The organism is Mycoplasma sp. 1199 (assembly GCF_034863365.1).
Classification (GTDB): domain Bacteria; phylum Bacillota_I; class Bacilli_A; order Mycoplasmatales; family Metamycoplasmataceae; genus Mycoplasmopsis.
The window spans coordinates 94,798-115,070 of record NZ_JAYFFA010000001.1; the positions used below are offsets into that span (position 1 = coordinate 94,798).

Annotated in this window: 13 protein-coding genes and 1 riboswitch; all 13 genes read left to right on the plus strand. The window is 29.1% G+C overall.

Annotated elements, in window-relative coordinates:
• Nucleotides 1–2 precede the first annotated feature (2 nt).
• Entirely contained in the window at nucleotides 3–731 is a 729-nt protein-coding gene (locus VBM89_RS00360; RefSeq protein ID WP_257088921.1) for a YebC/PmpR family DNA-binding transcriptional regulator, read from the plus strand.
• A complete protein-coding gene (locus VBM89_RS00365; RefSeq protein WP_323188372.1) occupies nucleotides 731–1,873 on the plus strand; it encodes a ZIP family metal transporter in 1,143 nt (380 codons plus the stop codon). Before VBM89_RS00360 ends, VBM89_RS00365 begins: the two co-directional genes overlap by 1 nt.
• A gap of 140 nt (nucleotides 1,874–2,013) precedes the next feature.
• Nucleotides 2,014–4,053 (plus strand): DHH family phosphoesterase, encoded by a 2,040-nt coding sequence (locus VBM89_RS00370; protein ID WP_323188373.1) that lies wholly within the window; start codon nucleotides 2,014–2,016, stop codon nucleotides 4,051–4,053.
• The gene (gene rplI / locus VBM89_RS00375) at nucleotides 4,034–4,495 is read left to right on the plus strand and encodes a 50S ribosomal protein L9 (RefSeq protein ID WP_323188374.1); all 462 of its coding nucleotides are present in this window, start codon (nucleotides 4,034–4,036) and stop codon (nucleotides 4,493–4,495) included. Before VBM89_RS00370 ends, rplI begins: the two co-directional genes overlap by 20 nt.
• Nucleotides 4,482–5,969: a DnaB-like helicase C-terminal domain-containing protein gene (locus tag VBM89_RS00380; RefSeq protein ID WP_323188375.1), complete on the plus strand. Its 1,488-nt coding sequence runs from the start codon at nucleotides 4,482–4,484 to the stop codon at nucleotides 5,967–5,969. The genes rplI and VBM89_RS00380 overlap by 14 nt, the downstream gene beginning before the upstream one ends.
• A 51-nt stretch (nucleotides 5,970–6,020) precedes the next feature.
• Complete coding sequence (locus tag VBM89_RS00385; RefSeq protein ID WP_323188376.1) at nucleotides 6,021–7,262, plus strand: CNNM domain-containing protein; 1,242 nt, start codon at nucleotides 6,021–6,023, stop codon at nucleotides 7,260–7,262.
• Between the two features lie 229 nt (nucleotides 7,263–7,491).
• Nucleotides 7,492–7,659: riboswitch (Lysine riboswitch) on the plus strand.
• Between the two features lie 97 nt (nucleotides 7,660–7,756).
• Nucleotides 7,757–9,607, plus strand: a complete 1,851-nt coding sequence (gene pepF / locus VBM89_RS00390) for an oligoendopeptidase F (RefSeq protein WP_323188377.1) — start codon at nucleotides 7,757–7,759, stop codon at nucleotides 9,605–9,607.
• A 10-nt stretch (nucleotides 9,608–9,617) separates the two neighbouring features.
• Nucleotides 9,618–13,487: an OppA family ABC transporter substrate-binding lipoprotein gene (locus VBM89_RS00395; RefSeq protein ID WP_323188378.1), complete on the plus strand. Its 3,870-nt coding sequence runs from the start codon at nucleotides 9,618–9,620 to the stop codon at nucleotides 13,485–13,487.
• Between the two features lie 14 nt (nucleotides 13,488–13,501).
• Nucleotides 13,502–14,662 carry an ABC transporter permease gene (locus tag VBM89_RS00400; RefSeq protein ID WP_323188379.1) on the plus strand — a complete coding sequence of 387 codons (1,161 nt, stop codon included), beginning with the start codon at nucleotides 13,502–13,504 and terminating at the stop codon, nucleotides 14,660–14,662.
• A gap of 12 nt (nucleotides 14,663–14,674) precedes the next feature.
• Nucleotides 14,675–16,024 (plus strand): ABC transporter permease, encoded by a 1,350-nt coding sequence (locus VBM89_RS00405; RefSeq protein ID WP_323188380.1) that lies wholly within the window; start codon nucleotides 14,675–14,677, stop codon nucleotides 16,022–16,024.
• 11 nt (nucleotides 16,025–16,035) lie between these two features.
• On the plus strand, nucleotides 16,036–17,088 hold the full coding sequence (locus VBM89_RS00410; protein ID WP_323188381.1) for an ABC transporter ATP-binding protein: 1,053 nt from the start codon (nucleotides 16,036–16,038) through the stop codon (nucleotides 17,086–17,088).
• Nucleotides 17,081–19,459 carry an ATP-binding cassette domain-containing protein gene (locus tag VBM89_RS00415; RefSeq protein WP_323188382.1) on the plus strand — a complete coding sequence of 793 codons (2,379 nt, stop codon included), beginning with the start codon at nucleotides 17,081–17,083 and terminating at the stop codon, nucleotides 19,457–19,459. Before VBM89_RS00410 ends, VBM89_RS00415 begins: the two co-directional genes overlap by 8 nt.
• Nucleotides 19,459–19,938 carry a DUF3899 domain-containing protein gene (locus tag VBM89_RS00420; RefSeq protein WP_323188383.1) on the plus strand — a complete coding sequence of 160 codons (480 nt, stop codon included), beginning with the start codon at nucleotides 19,459–19,461 and terminating at the stop codon, nucleotides 19,936–19,938. Before VBM89_RS00415 ends, VBM89_RS00420 begins: the two co-directional genes overlap by 1 nt.
• The last annotated feature ends 335 nt before the right edge of the window (nucleotides 19,939–20,273 follow it).

Here is a 20,273-nt window from a genome sequence, read left to right on the forward strand (position 1 = left end):
TTATGGCAGGACATTCACACGCAGCGAATATAGCACATAGAAAAGGTGCACAAGATGCAGCAAGAGGAAAAATTTTTCAAAAATTATCTAAAGAAATCTTTGTTGCAGCAAGATTAGGAGCAGATCCTGATACTAACCCAGCTTTAAAATTAGCAATTGCTAAAGCTAAATCAAAAAATATGCCAAAAGACAACATTGAAAGAGCAATTGCTAAAGCAGCTGGAGATAAAAATGCAAACGCATTTATCGAAACTGTTTTTAACGCTACTGTAGGTGGAGGAGCAACATTTATTGTTGTTACATTATCAGACAACCTTAACAGAGTTAAATCAAATATTCAGTCATACTTTAACAAACAAAATGCTACATTAGGTAAAACAGGTCAAATTCCATATCCATTTAGAAAATTAGGAATCATTGAAATTGCTAAAGAATTAGTTAATGAAGATGATTTAATGGAAGTTGCACTTGAAAATGGTTCAGAAGATGTTGAAACATATGATGAATCATTTGTATTAACTACATTACCTGAAAACTTCACAGATTTAAAAAATGCAATTGAAGATAAATTCGGTCAAATTGACTTTATCCAATGTGAAGTAACATATGTGCCAGATATGTATGTAGAATATGATCAAGAAAAGAAAGACAAATTATTAGAATTTGCAGACAAATTAAAAGAGGATGATGACGTTCAAGATGTTTACCATAACATCGAAACTGAAGAATAATGCAAATAATTAGAGATTTTTTCGAAACCCTCAAATTAAGCACAGGTAATGAAGGGTTATCTTACTTCATTCTAATACTTGTCACATTACTTTGCTTATTAGCTATACCAACTATTCTTTCATTCATTTTTCCACTTATTAAATTAAGTAAGAATGGTTGAAAAAATCTGTCATTTTATTTATACTCTTTTTCAACAGGTTTTTTCTTAGTATTAGCTACATTTGGTTTTTTAAGAGAATCGCTTGAATTAGCGAATCAAGGTGCATGAACAGACAATGTAAACGTCTATGGGTATAGCATTTTAGTCGTAGTTGTCGGTCTTGCTGTAGGTATCTTATTTTCATTCACACTTAAATATGCGATTACTTATCAAATTAATAAAAAACTTAAAAAATCAAATAATAGAAAGTTAAATGCATTTGTTCACGACCACGATCACGGCGATGAACACGAGCACGATGATTTTGATTTCTCACACCCACATTCAGAACATTTTTACGAAGTTAAGAAATATAATAAAAATCAAAATATATTTTTAAGACAAAGTAAAAATTATAATAACTCAAAACACGTTCATTATCATCCTGATTACATCTTTTCAAATGATGAGTCAATTATTAAAGCTGAACAAGAAGCGATTAATTCAGCTTCAAATAAATTAAAAGTTATTGCTTTATTACTACTTTTAACTCACAGAATTCCAGAAGGATTATTATTAGGATACAACTTAAATTTAGCAGCAAACGGTCACGAAAACTCACTTACTATGGCTTATTTTGCTTCTTTAGTTTTACACTTAATTCCTGAAGAAACAATCTTCTATTTCAGACTTAGAGAGGCAGGTTACTCAAGAATTCAATCATTGTTATTATCATTTTTAGGGCTTTCATTATTTTTACCATTTATGTTAATTGGTTGCTATGCAGGAGCAGCAATTGAGAAAAACTGAATACTAAAAGGGATGATGATGTCAGCAATCGCAGGAATTTTCATTTTCACTACTTTAATTGAGTTTATTCCTGAGTTTTATCATTCACATATGTCGAAGAAAAAATGATATTTCATTCTTGCATTCTTATTTATTGGTGTAATCTTTGCTGCATTAATTCTTTCATTCCATACACACAATCACTCACATTAATTGTGAGTTTTTGTTTTATTTATCATATTCCTGTAGATATTTTCGGTGTAATAAAACATATTGATAACAATTTCTGCAAAACTTATATAATTTAAATATTAAATATTTAAATTTTTACAACACAAACAAAAAGGATTTGAATGAAAACAAAATACAAAATAAGCTTACTTTCGTGTTTATGCGTAGTTTTTGTAATTCTGTTTATTTTACTAACTGCAATTTTAGTAAAAAATAACGAAACAACTGCATTAACTTGAGAAATTGGTTTAGTTATTGTTGCAATGATTTTAGTTTTTGCATCACTAGCAACTACACTAGTTTGAATTACAAAGATTTTTGCAAGGTCAAGAAACATTGTTAAAAACTCTTTTGATTCATTTACTGAAGATATTATGTCAAGTAATAACATTGGATTTGTTATTTACAATGCTGAACATAAAATCATTTGAGCAAGTAACTTTATCAAAAACAAGTTTCACAAAGATTTTATTGATATTCACATTAAAACATTCTTTACAACAATTTCAGATAACAAAGAATTTTTAGAGCTTGATATGAATCAAACTAAAATTGAGTTTGAAAATAATAAAAACATTTATGAAGCTCAATTCTGACCATTATCAAACATCATAATTATTCGTGATATTACAACTGAAACTTTATTTAAAAATGAAGTTCATGATCAAAAAACTGTTATTGGTGAAATTGAAATTGATAACTACCAAATGTATCAATCAATCTTATCTGAAGAGCAACTTTACTTAGTTAATAAAACAATTATTGATACATTCAATGAATATTCAAAAGAATACAACTTAATTTATAGACAATATACAAATGGTAAGTTCATTGTTATTACAGACCAGGTTTCACTTTACAATATGTCTAAAGATAAGTTTTCTTTATTTACAAATATTCAAAAGAATGTTCCGGACACATCAATTGGTAAACTTTCGCTTAGTGTTGGGTTTGCTAGAGGATGAAGCTCGCTTAAAGAAAAATTAGAGCAAGCTAAAAAAGCTTTAGTTCAAGCTCAAAACCGTGGAGGAGACCAGGTTGCGATTTTCAGCGATACTGAGACTGCGATTTATTATGGTTCAAGTATCGAAATTGTGTCTAACAATAATATGACTAAAATTAAGAAAATTTCAGATGAGTTCCTTAAAAAACTTGATAGCAAACAAATTACAAAAGTTATTGTTTATGGACACAAATCAGCTGATATGGACTCATTAGGTTCATCATATGGAATTGCATATTTAGCTCATCAAAGAGGTAAGAAAGCTTACATATGTGCTGAATCGTTCGATATGACTACAACATATTTTAGAAATGAACTTAGTTACAAAAACAATGTTTATGAAGATACAGATTTAAACTTAGAAAAAATTATCATAAGTGCAAATAAAGCGTCAAAATTAACAGATTTAAACACATTAGTTGTGTTTGTAGATAATTCAGATCCAGGTCGTACAGATAATAAGGATGCTATTTTAAATGCAGACAGGGAAAATATTTTCGTATTTGACCACCACAGAGTTGGAAAGCAAATTGATTATTGTCCTGTTACAAATATTTATGTTGAAACAACAGCTTCTTCAGCTTCAGAAATTGTTACTGAAATTTTTATGCTCACAGATAGGGAATGAAAATTCTCGCCATTATGTGCTCAATTACTTTTAGGTGGTATTTTAGTTGATACAGTACAATTTACAAAATCAGTCTCAGCTAGAACATTCCAAGCAAGTGCTTGGTTGCAATCAAAAGGTGCAAATGTAGTTGAAGGAAGCGAAATTCTTAAAATTGATGAAACAACAAAAGAACAAATTAATACTATTTTAGAAAATGCACAAGAAGTTAAAAAAGGCTACTACTTAGCGTATTCTCCAATCGAAGTTGAAGCTGACGTTATTTCAATGGCTGCTAATGAACTTCTTAAAACAAAAGGCAGAGTTGCTTCCTTCGTTATTGCAAGACTTAAGGGAACAAACTTGTACAAACTTAGTGCTAGAGGTATAAATACAAACGTTCAGATTATTACGGAGCAAGTTGGTGGAGGTGGACACTTTGGAACAGCTGCTGCTATTTCAAATGAGGAATTAGAAACATTTGTTAACAATGTGCACCACGCAATAACAACAACAGAAAGAGAGTTAAAAGATGAAAGTTATACTAATTAAAGATTGTAAAGATGGAAAAGCTAACACAGTTATCGAAGTATCAAATGGTTATGGTTCAAACTACTTAGTTAAAAATGGTTTTGGAGTTCCATACAATGAACAAACTGCAAGACAATTACAAAGAAGATTAGATGATTTATCAGCTGATGAACATGAAAAAAGAACAGGTGCTTTAAGACTTAAAGAAAAATTAGAAGAGTTAAGATTAGAATTTACTTTAGAAGCTAATATTGATGGAAATTCTAATTTAAATGTACACGGTTCAGTGTCTACAAAAGATGTTGATAAAAAATTAACTTCATTAGGTTACAAGTTACCAAAACATTCAATCCAAAAAGTGCATTTAGTATCAGAAGGATTGCACGATGTTGAAATTGTTTTATACAAAGATATAAAAGCAACTTTAAGAGTGGAAATTAAAATTAAAAATGTTAAGAAATAATAGAAACAATCAAAACTCTTTATACAAGTGAGTTGAAACAATAATTCGTCCTTTAGCAAATACTTTGTACAAAGATGAAAAAATCGAAAGACAAGTTTTAAGTACGATAATTAATGATACTGAAAAACAAACTCTTGGTTTAGACTACCTTGTCCCTGAAGCATTTTTCAACCTTGAATACTCTACATTATTTAGATTTTTAAAAACTAGAAAAGCAAGTGAACCTAATCAAAATTACATTTTTGATTACAACACACTTTTAAACGAAATACCTAAATTCAAAGCTCAAAACCCAAGTCTTGAATGAGCTCCTTTATCAATTGAAACATTAAACAAAATTGTTTCAACACTTTCTTCAGATGAAAACTTTTTACCAAATGTTGAAAAGTTAATTGAACTTCACAAAAGAAGACAAGCAGAAGCTTTCTTTAGTAATTATTTAGCTGTATTAGGGCAAAATCCTAAAATCACTTGAGAAGACATTGTTACTGATGTTGAAAACTTCATTATTAGTAGTAATAATTTATCAATCAAAAATAGTGAATTTATTTCACTTGAAAGCGCTCTTGAGAAATACTTTAGTCGCCTTAAGAATGATGAAAATGAAGAAAAAGCTCTTCTTACAGAATTTAATGCAATTGATAAATATGTTAAAGGATTTAAACCTGGTCAGCTAATTATTTTAGCTGCTCGTCCAGGAGTTGGAAAAACCGCGCTTGCATTAAACATTGCAAGAAACATTATCGAAAAAGGAATGAAAGATGGTAAACCAAAAAATGTAGCTTTCATTTCTCTTGAGATGCCTACATCAGAGCTTACAACTAGATATTTAGCAACTTCTACACTAATAGATATGTACAAATTGCAAAATATCAAACTCTTAAAAAACAATTATGAAGATTTAATGAAAATTCATCACGTTGTTTCAAGTATGCAAAGAACACCTGTTGAAAATCAAATTTGATTTGATGATGATCCTAAATCAAAAATTAATGAAATCATTTTCAAAATTAAACATTTAATTAAAAACACAAACAAAGTGGACTTAATTGTAATTGACTATTTACAATTGATTTCAGGAGGAAATCAAGCAACAGGAAATAGACAAAACGAAGTTGCAATGATTTCACGTTCACTAAAAACACTTGCTCTAGAGCTTAAAATTCCAATTATTGCTCTTTCACAGTTATCCAGAAGTGTTGAAAATCGTGAAGATAAGCGTCCACAATTAAGTGACCTTAGAGAATCCGGATCAATTGAGCAAGATGCTGACATTGTTATTTTCTTAAGTAGAAAGAAACTTAAAAAATCAGCACACAGTGATGATGACGAAGTTAAAAAATTCGAATCAATCCCTGTGACTCTATCAGTTGCTAAAAACCGTAATGGTGAACCTGGTCAAGCAACTTTAATTTACACAGGTAAATATGTACAATTTTTAGACGATATGACAAATGAAAGAGGTGGATTTTAATGGACTCCAGTTATTATAGGAACCAAAAAAATAATTCTTCAGAGGTGTGCTATGGGTCATAAAACAGTAATTACAATTGTTTTATGCATAGTTATGCTTATATTATTTATTTTAAGTAGTATCTTTAGTGGAAGTGAAACTGCTTACTCAACAGTTTCACCTGCTAAAGTTTATGAATTAGTTGAAAACGAACATAGATTTGGAAAGTTAATTGACAAGCAAGTTAAGAAATACAATCAAATTCTAAGTACCATTTTAATTGGTAACAACTTAGTTAACGTAGCTTCATCAGCTACAATGTCTTATGTTTTATCAAAATATCTTTCTGATAATGACTCGCTTGTTGTTATTATCTCAACAGTGGTAGTTACTCCAATCTTAGTATTATTTGGTGAAATAACACCTAAATTGATTGCTAAAAATAATCCAATTAGATACTTAAAAGTTTTCTGTTTATTCAATGAACTAATGTTCTGAATATTCTTCCCAATCACTTTCTTTATTAGCAAACTTAGCAAAAATGTTTATGTTACAAACTCAGAAAGTGACATTAAATCAATGCTAGCACTCGCTAACGAAGAAGGAGTGCTACAAACCGGAGAAAGTATTTTAGCTCAAAATGCTTTAGATTTAGATTCAACAAAAGTTGCACAACACTACATTAGATTAAAAGATGTAACTTACATTTCTTATAAAGCTAGTGTAGCAGAAGCAATTGAAATATTCAAGGATACAAACTATTCAAGATTACCAATTGAAAAAGATGGGCAACTTATTGGAATCGTTCTATTAAAAGACATATTCTCACTTAAAAAAGGTAAAGTGATTAATTATATGAAACAAGTTCCAAGCATTTCAGCTAACTCAATTCTTTCAAGTGCTCTTGAAAAAATGAGAGCAGCAAGAGCTCAAATGGCTTTCGTTGTTGAAAACAACAACTCTACAGATGTTTTAGGTATCATTACAATTGAAGACATCATTGAAGAAATCATTGGAGAAATCTATGATGAATACGATGATGATGAGCAAATTTATGAAATTTCACTCGAAAGAGCTAAAGCTCATTCAAACGTTAAAATGTCTGATTTAATTAAGCAACTTGAGATTGATGAAGAACTTATAAGCGATGATGAAAAAGCTATGGACTTAAAAACTTATTTATTAACTAAGACAAATTCAACTAAACTACTTAAATCAACAAAATTCACTATCGAAGATGAAATTAGCTTCAAGGTGATTGAATTAGTTAAAAATAAAAAACATTCAGCAATCATTGAAGTTAACAAATTATAAAAAGTAGCAGTAATGCTATTTTTTATTTATCCCTTACCCACATATATAAAAATATTTTAATTTTTAAAAATAAATCAATATTATGGTTTATAATAAAAAAATGAAAATGCAGAAAAACAGAATTATTAATATCACCAATATTCGTTGATTTCATATTAACGTTTAATTTGGTGTATTCTGTTAACAAAAACATAACAGATTACATTAAAAATGAAATCTGTTATGTGATAAATACTATAGAGGAGCTTTTAATAAAAGTAAATATTCTAGCAGGCATGCGAAGATGAATATTGAAAGGATATAAAAGCCGAAATATAGAGGTTGGCAAACTTCTATATTGGTAGAAAAGCATAAAAGATTTCTACTCTTTGGTTTAACCATTGGTGCTATAGATTTACATCCTTTTAATAACATTAATTTATTTTAAATTTTGTATTAAAGTTTTGTAGATTTATAGTTCTACAAAACTTTTTATTTAATTATTTGGAGTTATTATGAAAGCAAAACAATACAAAAAATATGAAGATGTACCTAAAAAATATCGTTGAGATTTAGAAGACATTTTACAAGGTAAAAAATTAGATGACTGAATCGATGAGTATGTAGCACTATACAAAGAAAGAATTAAAAATAAAGATTCAAAATACGACTCAATTGAAGCGTATTTAGAAGATTTAAAAGTTAGTGAGCAATTAACACTTATTAGTAACAAGGTTTCTAATTATTTAAGTAACAAACAAAATGTTAATTTGATTGATCCTGAAATTATCAAAAAATCACAAGATGTTGAATTTTTAGATAATCAACTTGAAACTGAATTTGGTTCTGAAATTAATAGATTTTATGCAAACTTAGACAAAATGAAAGTTTGAAAAGATGATCCAAGATTAGCAGATTACAAAATGCAAATTGAAGAAACAATTGAACAACATAAACATAAATTAAGTGATGATGTTGAAGAATACATTTTGCAAACATCATATGGAGAACCTGATCCACACAACATTTTCTCAATTATTACTAATTCAGAATTAGATTATGGATATGTTGATTTATCAGACAAAAAGAAAATTAAATTAAATAAAACAAATAGAAATCAATTACTTAAATCAGATAAAAAAGAAGTTAGAAAGCAAGCTTTCGAAAAGTTCTGAGATGCTTACTACAAACACAAAGATTCATTAGCAGAAACTTTATTCCAACACTTTAAGAGCTTAACCGTAGCTGCAAAAGTTAGAAAATACCCATCAGCAGTTATGATGTTAACTAATTCAGATAAAGTTACTGATGAAATCTTACAAACATTATTTGATCAAGTCGCTTCTAACATTAAAGTATTAGCTAAATATTCAGAAGCATACAAAAAATTCTATAAAGCCAAATATAAGTCAAAAATGGAAAAATGAGATACATTAAGAGAACTTGTAAATGTTAAAACCTCATACACAGTTGAAGAAGCGATTGATTTAGTTAATGAAGCTGTAAAACCGTTTGGTGAAGAATACGCAAACGAAGCTAACAAAGCGTTAACAGAAAATTGAGTTGATTTTATGAGTGTCCAAAACAAACGTTCAGGAGCTTACAGTATAGGTGGAACTTATGGAATTGATAAGAAGTACATTTTAATGAACTTTGATGGTCAATTAGATTCAGTAGAAACTTTAGCTCACGAATTAGGCCACTCAATGCATTCATATTTTGCAACTAAATATCAACCATTACCACTTAGCTCATATCCAATTTTCTTGGCTGAAATTGCATCAATTTTCAATGAGTCAATGTTATATGACTACTTACTTAAAACATCTAAAAACGACCTATTTAAATTTGAAATCTTATCAAAAATTATTCAAGGCTTTATTGGTACAGTAGTAAGACAAGTTGAATGAGCTTCATACGAATACAACTTGTACAAAGGTATAGAAGAAGGAAATGTTGCAGGAAGCTATGAAGCAATTTCAAAACTTTACCACGAAAACTCACTTAAATTCAAATACAAATCTAAGAAGGGTAAAAAAGCTAAATATGTAGCTAAAGAAAACTTAGGCTCAATTTATGTACCCCACTATTACTATGGTTTTTATGTATATAAATATGGAGTTGGACAATTAACAGCAAATTACTTCTTTGCTCAATATAAAGAAAAAGGTAAAGAAGCATTAGATAACTACATTGACAATTTCTTAAAAGCCGGTGGAAGCGACTATCCACTTGAAATTCTTAAAAAAGTTGGAGTTGATTTACTTGATAAAAACTTCTATAAACAAAGTTTTGATTACTTATCAGATTTAGTAAATCAATGAATTAAATTAGGAAACAAAATTTTCAAATTAGATAAAAAATAAGGAGGTATCCGTGAAAAAATACAAAAAATTATTATTAGGTGCTATATCCGGTTTGTCCATAATATCACCATTAGTAATTGCTTCGTGTTCGAATACAGGTGATAAACCAGAAAAACCACCTTTGAGCAGCGAAGAGAGAACAAATTATCAAAGATTATCTGCCCAAGAAACAAATCTTGCTAATGAAGCTTGAGCAAAATATCAAGAGTATTACGCCAAAAAAGAAGCTCTTTATGAACAATTACACGATACTGAAACTGAATATAGAGCTGCTAAAAATGAAAATACAAATTCATTTAGAAAATTAGTTTCATTACAATCAGAAAAAAACTTTTATAGCTTGGTGTCTAGCTCAAACGATTTATCTGCGTTAATTTTAGCAGTTGAGAATTTACCTAAAAACAATGATGTCAACTTAGAAGTTTTAGATATATTAGGGAACTACACAAATAAATCTTATAAAGTTGTTTTAGAAGAAGGTTCAACACCTAAATCAGAACAATATAACGCAACACTTTCTAATATTGAAAAATTAAAGCAAGAGTTAGAAAACCAAAATATTAATCTTGATATTAATAAAAAATCTTTTGCAGAAAAAACTGCTGAATATAAGAAGTTAGAAGATAAAAATTCAGAAGAGGCACAAAAATTCAAATCAACAATTAGTCAGTTAGAACAAAATATTCAAGATTTAAACGAGCAAATTGCAGATATTAAATCTAAACAAGAAATTGCGAAACATACATTAGATAAATTAACACAGTTAATTAATGAAGATGTCTTAATGGGCTCAAGTTTTGCAGAACAAAGACAACAAAAGCTAAATGAATTAACAGAACAAGTAAAATCTGCAGAAGTTGAATACAACAAAACCAATGAAAAATTCAATGCTGCCGATAATGCCTATAGATCGAAACTTGTCGAAATCGAAAATCAATTCAATTCTCAATATGCAGAACAAATGAAAGTTGAATTAGAAAAGTTCAATCTTCATAATAAATTAGCTAGAAATTATCAAGCCCAATTAATTGAAGATGATTTAGCTTCATATCGACAAGATTATGTTGATAAAAATGCTGGTCAAAATAACTTTTTGACAAGTGCACAAGTTAAAAACATTCTTTATCCTAATATTGCATTCAATAAATCTAAAGTCAGTGATAGATTCGCTCAAAAACAAATTTATCAAGAAGTATATAACTCAGTTTATTCATCAAGCACATATCCATGAGATGCAAGTGCTGGATATGGTAATCCAGTTGACCCATTACTTTGAACAACTTATTCATCTCTTATTTCTTTAGAAAGTTCAGGTAAGGCAAAATTTATTAACAATGAAAAATCAGCACTTTCTGAAGATGGAATTACAAACAAGAAAACAGAACTTATCTTACAACCTACATTACAAAGATTTAAATTAGATTTAGCTGACGCAATCATTCTATATGTTCAAAAAGAAGAAAACGGAACTAAATTAGTTGACTCAAATGGTAAGCCAATTTTAGAAGCTATTGTTTTTGATCAAGATGACGCTGGATTAGTTCCTGGACCAACTGAACACGATGATGTGCTTAATGTAGATTACTACACAACAAGTATTGTTAAAAGAACTTCATCTAATCCACGTTCTATTAACTCAGCTAACTTCTTCGAAAAAGTAGGTTTAGCTCACAGGATGGAATTTAGAATTAGAAACGGTGTATTTTGAGTTGATTCAAACGGTAATAAAACACAATATCCTGTTGTTGCAGATGACTTTTATATTTCAATTCTAAGAACAAAAATGAATGACACACTATTTAGAAGACAAAATGGTGGAAGCAAAACTGCAGATGATGATATTAGATCGATGTTATCTGAACCAAATAAACTTTTTGATGATAGACAACAATATACAAACTCTTATTTATTTGATTTATTTAATGTAAGCTTAGACAAAATATTAGATCGTTCAAATTCAGTTGTTAACAAAGATGGACACTCATATTTCGGACTTGAACGTCTTAATGAAAATGCAACAGCATCATTTGTAAATATTTTAGATATGATTACTAAATCATATGAATTTGCTGCAGCTCCATCTGAATTTATTAAAGATAAAAACAGAAGAAATGATCAGGACATAACTCCACAAACTAAAGAAGATCAAAGTAATGAAGTCAAAATTAACAAAATTAGACAATCAGTTCAATCGATTGATGGACTTGCAAAAGATTCAGGTATCTACTGATATGGATTTTCACAAGATAAAACTTTATTTGCCGGAAAATACTATGGTTCTAAATTTAATTCAGACACATTGACTCAATCAACATTTAAAAATATGCATTATTGAGATTCAGAGTTTGTTAATAACCCAACAACAATTAATCAATTTTCTTCAAGATTTCAAAACTATTTAGTTGATGCTGCAATTTTTGATGATTCATCATATAACCAATATTTATTTGGTCAAAAAGCATCATATCCATTTACAGCCTTAACTCAAAAAAGAAGAGATGCAGTGTTACAAGATCCAAATGACTATGGACTTAACTCAGTTAAGTTATCAAATAAAGGTTCATTAACAAAAAACTTTATTTGATCACTTTTACCAAAAGAAGGTTCATCAACAACTTACTTTAATGATGCTTATTCATATGTAATGTGAAATATGTCGACTGCCGAAGCAATTTCTCAATCTTCTAAAAATGCAATTAAATCAGTATCTGTAGGTACAGGAGCTGAATTTAAAACAATTTTATCAGCTGCAATTGATTGAAACACAATCGGTATGATGCAAAGAAAACCACAACCTGCAGTTGGGTGAGTAAGTTACCTTGCACCTGATAATGATATTAATTCAAACGCTTTAGATAACTCAACCACAAACAGTTTAAGAAGCAATAGTGATATTGTTAATGCGTTCTTTGTAGTTGATTCACAAACAGGACAAAGAGTTGATTTCGGTGCAATTGGAAACTTAATAAATCCGAGCGATACTCAAAACATTAATACAACAGCTGATGATTCAGTTAAGAGTGTTGTTTATGAGCAACTTAAAGCAAGAATGAAAGACTTACTCGATAGAGTTTATGCTCAAAACCCCACTCTCCTAGGTAAAACAGTAGATATTAGTATTTTTTATAGATTCTTCAACTATCCAACTTTAGCCGTTAATGCACTTGATTTACTTATTAAGGCTTGAAACGGTTTAGATCCTAGATTAAACATTAAATTAATCAAACCAATAGATAAAGACGAGTGAAGAGGATTCTGAACTACAACACCATCTCCGGTAGACTTAATTGGATGAGGATACGACTACAACGGAATTGGTTCAGGTATTACAGGAATCGCGCAAAGAGCTCATATAACTACTGCAATGCTTGCAATTTTAGCTGACCCCGAATATGCACAAAAAATGCAAGCTTTATATCCTCAACTTTATAAAGTGGCACAAAGACTTGGTGAATTTATCAAAATTGATGGAAATAAATTATCAATTACACCAGAACAAGTTACATTCAATTTAACAAACAGTCAAGTTCAACATCTTTCAAACATTATGGGTATGTACAAATGAGATGGTGAAAAATTAATCAGAATGGATGAATCAGATAACTTAAGTTCATATACATCTTGAGATAACTTAAATGCAAACTTCTGATTAGATTACACACAAAATCCAGATCCAGTTACTGGTGAAATGGTTTCAAAATTAGATTTAGTTCATTTAGCACAAGAAATTGGAAACTTTGTTGGAGCAGTACCGAGTGCATTCTCATATATGAGTACATCAATACTTGCTAAAAGACTTAAAAACCCTAACTATTTAGTTCCTGAATTTGAAACAGAAATTCCATATTGAGTAGATATTAGAACAGTTAACGGAAAATAATTGAAAGGAGAAAGATGCTTAAATACTTATTTAAACGTATAGGTTTTGCTATCGTTACTTTGTTTATCATTATAATGGTAGTTTACCTTATGGTTGCTCAGTTTTCAGATAACCCATTTGCTAAAAAAGCACTTGAGCAAGCTGGTGAAAATAATTCTTCAGCAGTTAATGCAGGTGAGATGAAAAGGTTATTTGAAAACTCAGTTAAGTACCATTTAATACCTGATAATTTGATTTATGAGAATGTTAAAACAGAATGATTTAATATGAAACTAAATCCAGTTATCAGATTTGGTTACTGAGTTGGAGATTTATTTAGCAACCCATCAAACCCATTTGGATATCCATTCAATAATTCACTTTTAGAAAATGCAGACGTTAAAACAATTCCTGAATATTTCTTTAAGTACCTTAAATACTCTATTATTATCACATTACCTGCTTTCTTAATTTCTTCTCTTATCGGAATTACTTTAGGAATAGTTTCAGGATACAAACGTGGAACAGTTGCTGATGCATCAATTAACTTCTTTGCACTTATCTTTATAGCGCTTCCATCATTTGTTATCGCACCTATTATTATTTCAATCTTGTTCTCAATGAACTTTCCACCAAATTTCATTAACTTTAATAACCCTGCTGAAGTTGAAGCCTATGGTCTAGGTAAAATGATATTAAGTTGACTTCCACCAATCATAGTTATCGTGCTTGGTTCACTATCAGGGTACATTACTTACACAAGAAACCAAGTTATTACAGTTCTTACATCAAACTACATTTTAATTGCTAAATCTAAAGGTTTAAGCAAAAGAGAAATTTTCTTTAAATATGTTTTAAGAAATATTTCAATCCCACTTGCTGCAATTTTAATTCCATCTTACATTCCTCTTTTAAGTGGTGGAATTGTTATTGAAACTTACTGAGGAGTACCTGGTACATCCCAAGTTATTACGCAAGCATTCCCTAATGGTGAAATTAACATCATTATGTTCTCAACAGTGTTCTTCACATCACTTAGTTTATTTACAACAATACTTGTAGATATATCATTTGCTTTCTTAGATCCTAGAATTAAATACTCTGCATCTAACCCATATAGTGTTACAAGATTTATAAGAAACTACTTCTTAAGAAATAAACAATTTAAAGAAAATGAAAAAATAAAACAATCATAGAAAGGAGCAAATATGAACGCAAGAGAATTTGAAAAGAAATATAAATTATCTTTAGATAGCATTCGTCCAGCCATTTCACAATTTGCTCCTAAAGATGATAGTACGCTTAATTCAATCGCTGGTAAGCCTAAAAAACTTTTAGTTGAAATAATTAAGCGTTTCTTTACAAACTGAGTTGCAGTTGTCGCATTAATTGTATTTATAACTATCTTAGTAATTTCAATTTTTGTAACTGAAACTGCAAAATATTCAGCTACAAAACCACTTTATAATTCAGTTGGAATTTGAACAATTGATCCACAAACAATGCGAGTTGGTAAATACATTGATTCATCAACAAGTAACATCATAGGACTACCACCGATGAGCAGTCCTTGATATCCTGCTCAAGGTCACATTGATAACTATGAGACATTAATTAATACTTGAGCAAGTAGTGATTATTATGGTGGAGTTTTATGAAGGGACTTTATTTACTTTGGTGAAAATAATCCTGCTAATGCAATTAAAATTGTTGATATCTCAGATTCAACAAACAAAGTTTTAGTTAATGCTTATGTGTTTAACAAGGTTCAAAATATCGGTATTGCTTTAGAAAAATCACAGATTGACCCATCAATTTCAGCTGAAAAAGCTAGAGAATACATTCAGGCTATCTTAAATCACAATCCACAATTTTCATTATCTACTTACTTAGGAACAAACCAAGCTGGAGTTGACATATGAACACAATCTTGAGTCGGAACTTGAGAAGCAATTAAATTAGCTTTAATAGTTGCTACAATTCAAACAATTATTGGGGTTGCAATTGGTGCTTATTTAGGTTTCCACGTTGGAACTTGAATTGATACAACAATAATGAGACTTATTGATATTTTTATGGCGCCACCAACAATGATTTGATTATTAATCTTTGCTGCTACATTCGGTACATCTAACTTAACTTTAGGAATAGCACTTGTATTTATTGGTTGAGTTAGATCGGTTGGAAGTACAAGAATGTTCATAATTACTGTTAAAGATCAAGAATACATTACAGCTTCACAATCAATCGGTGCATCAAAAGCTAGATTAATTTACAAACACGCATTACCTGCAATCATTGGAAAAATTTCAACAAGCTTCGTTGCATCTATTCCATCAATTATTATGCAAATTTCATCACTTGCATTCTTAGGATTCTTCAAATCAGATAGTGCTAACTTAGGGACAATTTTATCTAACGCAGCATCACAAGCAGGAGATAACGCATTTATCTTAATCTTACCTGCATCAATCTTATTATTAATTTCAGTTTCACTTCACTTTGTCGCATTAGGAGTTCACGATGCTCTTGATCCAAAAGTTATTAAAACAAGATAGGAGGTAAATTTATGGAAAACAAAGATTTATTATTAGATGTTAAAAACCTTAAAGTCTCATTTAAATTAAGAAGAAATAAATTTATCACTATCGTACGTGGTGTTGATTTAAAAATCAAAAAAGGTGAAATCATAGGTATTGTAGGTGAATCTGGTTCAGGAAAATCAGTTACATCTAAATCATTACTCAACATAAATGAGAATTCATTTATTACAGCTGATAAAATGGAAATTGATGGAATTAACTTACTCAGTAGCGAAAAAGATAAATTCTGAGAAACAATTAGGGGACATAAAATCGGTTACATTCATCAAGACCCACTTACATCACTTAACCCAACTAGAAAAATTGGTAAACAATTATTAGATGCACTTAACAAAAATCCTGAATGAAAAAAATCAACATACTTAGAAAAAAGAGAATACTTAATTTCGTTACTTAAGCGTTTTGGAATTCGTCAAGCTGAAGCTGTTTTTGATATGTATCCACACACACTTAGTGGTGGTATGAAACAACGTGTTGTTATTACAATGGTTGTTGCACTTAAACCAAGTTTAATTATTGCTGATGAACCTACAACAGCACTTGATCCTACAGTTCAAGCTTCCGTGTTATCATTATTTGAAAATATTAGACAAGAATTCAATATTACAATTATCTTAATCTCACACAACATTTCAGTTGTTGCTAAATTCTGTGACTACATTTATGTAATGTACGCAGGAAAAATAGTTGAGAAAGGAACAAAAAAGGATGTTTTCACAGAACCAAAACACCCTTACACGTGAGCTTTAATTTCGGCTATTCCTGAAAATAGAGAAGATAGATTATATTCAATCAGTGGAACACCACCTGATATGAATAACTTGCCCTTAGGAGATGCATTTGCACCAAGAAACCAATATGCATTAGAAATTGATTTTCTTAAAGAACCTCCTTTATTCGAAGTTTCACCAACGCATTGAGCAGCTACTTGATTATTGCATCCGGATGCTCCAAAAGTTGAATTATCAAAAGAATTACAAGTTAGATTAGAAAGTTTTAAGAAGGTGTTTAATGAGTAAAAAAACAATATTAGAAATTATTAATCTTAAAAAATACTTTGTTAACAAAAATAATGTTAACAAAGCTGTTGATGATGTTTCTTTTGATTTAAAAGAAGGTGAAATAGTAGGTCTCATAGGTGAATCAGGTTCAGGTAAGACAACAATCGGACGTTCATTATTACGTTTATATAATGATTACAACGGTTTTGTTAGATTAGATGGAAAAATCATTTCAGGAAAAAGAATTTCTAAAAAACGTAAGAAATTTATGAACAAAAATATCCAAATGATTTTCCAAGACCCAATGGCATCGCTTAATGGACAAAATACAATTTTCAGTATTTTAAAAGAACCATTAATTGTTAATGGAATAATTAAAAATAAAATTAAAAACATTAAAAAAGATTGAAAAGATGTCACAAATAACTTCAGATACACATTTTTAGAACAAGAATTATCGTTAAGACTCGAAAACCTAAAAATAATTAACAAACTTCACATTCCATTAATTAAAAAATGAGAAAAGTTATCTGAAAACATTCAACTTGATATTGAAAACAATATTGATGATCAATTTAACTCATATTTTGCATATTTAGAAGAGAGAACAAAAATTAACTCTCAAGTTATTAACAACCTTTATAAGAATAATGAGAAGTTAATTCAATTATTTGAGCAAAAACAATCTGACTTTAGACATAGAAAAATCGACTTAGATGAAATTGACCTTGAGGAAGCTAAACTTAAATACAAAAAAATTAAACAACTTGCAAGTTTTAGCCCAGAGTACTTTGAATTAAAAGATTTGTACAATGACCAAAAAGCCTACTACAAAGAGCAAAAAGTGAATTTCAAGGATACTGTGTCAATTTCAAAAACATCAATTAAAAACTTTTTAGCAGAAGTTAAAAATGAATACACAATGCACAAAAATGATGCAAGAAGTACAACATTTTTAGAATTATATTTTCACGAATACAAACTTTATTTAATTAACTATAGCTTATATAGACAGTTAAAACAAAATTATCGTTTGCTTAAATTTTTATCATTTGAAGATTTGGTTGAGCTCTCAGATGAGTTTAGAGCTTACTCACAGGACTTTTATACAAAATTAAATGTGGATACAAGATTTAAATCATCAATCAAAGAACTTCAAAACATAGTTTCAAAAGAATACAATTTTGATCTTTCAAAGTTCATTCAAAGATCACAGCATTTGGGTTCTAAGTTACATCAAAACTATAAAGAAGCTAAAAAAACGAAAAATAAAACATTCTTTAGAATGTTTGTAGAATTCTTTAAAGATCCTCAAGATGTAAGCGATCAAATCAAAGTCGCAAAAGAAGAACTTAAACAAAAACAAGAAGTGTTTAATTTTGAACTTGCAAAATACTTGCAAGAATACTCAAATAGAATTTATGAAATTAGAGTAGAAATTAATGAAGCATTAAAATTCCAACAAGAGTTAAGAAGTAAAGATAATGTGATCTTCGAAAACTTCAAGAAAAATCACACTAACTTTATTAAGTTTTACAAAGAAAACTTAATTGAACCACTACTTAAAGAGCCTAAAGCATCTAGAAATAATGCTTTAATTAAACAAAGACAAATTGATTTAAATATCTATAAAACAAACGTTTCAGATAGATTAAATGGAATTGAATCGTTCAAAATTGAAACAAAATATTTAAATGCGAACTTAAGTGATATTAGATTGCTTATGGGAATTTCAAGTTTAGATATGTGACTTCAAAACAGACGATGTGCTAATTTTGTTAAATTCTTAATTGCTCCATATCGTTTCTTAAGAGTTGGTAACTTATATGTAAGAAATATAATTTACAAGTCTTTAGAAGATGTTGGGTTGTTAAAACAATTTGCTTACCGTTATCCACACGAGTTTAGTGGTGGTCAAAGACAAAGAATAGTTATAGCAAGAGCATTAATTACAGAACCTAAAGTAATTGTTGCTGATGAACCGATTGCTTCACTTGATATTTCTATCCAAGCTCAAGTTGTTAATCTTTTAAAAGATTTATGTAAACAAAAAAATATTGCTATGATTTTTATAGCACACGATTTATCAATGATTGAATATGTTGCTGACAGAGTTCAGATTATGCATTTAGGTAAAATTGTTGAATCAGGAGAAACTGAAGAAATCTATGCAAAACCAATTCACCCTTACACACTTAATTTATTCAAAGCAATACCTAAAATTTCAAATGCTAATGAAAAATTCCAAGATGTTAAGTTTGAATTATCATATTTAGATGAACAACAATTCCCTAATATTCCAACAATTCATGTAGTTGAGAAAAATAAACATTATATTTATGCAACTGATGAACAAGCTAAAAAATGAAAAGAAGGTAAATACAATTAATGAAAAAGTTAATATATAGAAGTTTAAATAAATTAAAATTTGAATTTGCAACACTTAGATTTTATTTAATATCACTAGCTTTTCTAGTTATATACTTTGTGATAGTTGGTGCATATTTAGGAAAAAATAATGCATTATTAGCCGAGGAAAAATATCATTACAACATACTCATAAATGGTTTTTCAATTCCGGCTTATGTTACTTGTTTAGTGGCTTTATTATGTATTATTTTCAAACTTGGTTTTTTAGAAAAAAGTATTGAAAAATTCAAGATGTCTTGAACTAATCTACAAGATGCTAAAGAACAAAGAAGACTCAAGTCTATGTCTAATGAAGAAAAGAGAGCTTATCTTCATACAAAGGAAAAAACTAAAAAAAGACAAATAGACAAACCTGCACCATCTAAGTTTCCATTTGTATTTAACTTTTCAATTTATTTACTTTTATCAATTATCTTCACAATTATTATTTATACCTAATAATCCTTGCACATAGCTTTAAAACTATGTGCGTTTTTACACACTTTTACTAAATGAATATTTTGCAAAAAGTCAAATTTCTGACATTAAAGGAGTATGCTTATTATAAGTGAGTAAAATGTTAATTATCTTTTCATTGATTTTTACAAAAGAGGAAAAAGATAAGAAATTCTTATTGTTAGTTGAATTCTGAATTATAAAATACCTTAAGTAAGAAGTTTTGTTTTTGTAATTTTTATTATTTATCACTTTCTGTTTTAATAGTAAATTTAACAAGCTGATTATTCAGTTTGTTTTATTTTTAGATGGTTAAAAATTGATATAATAAATAATAT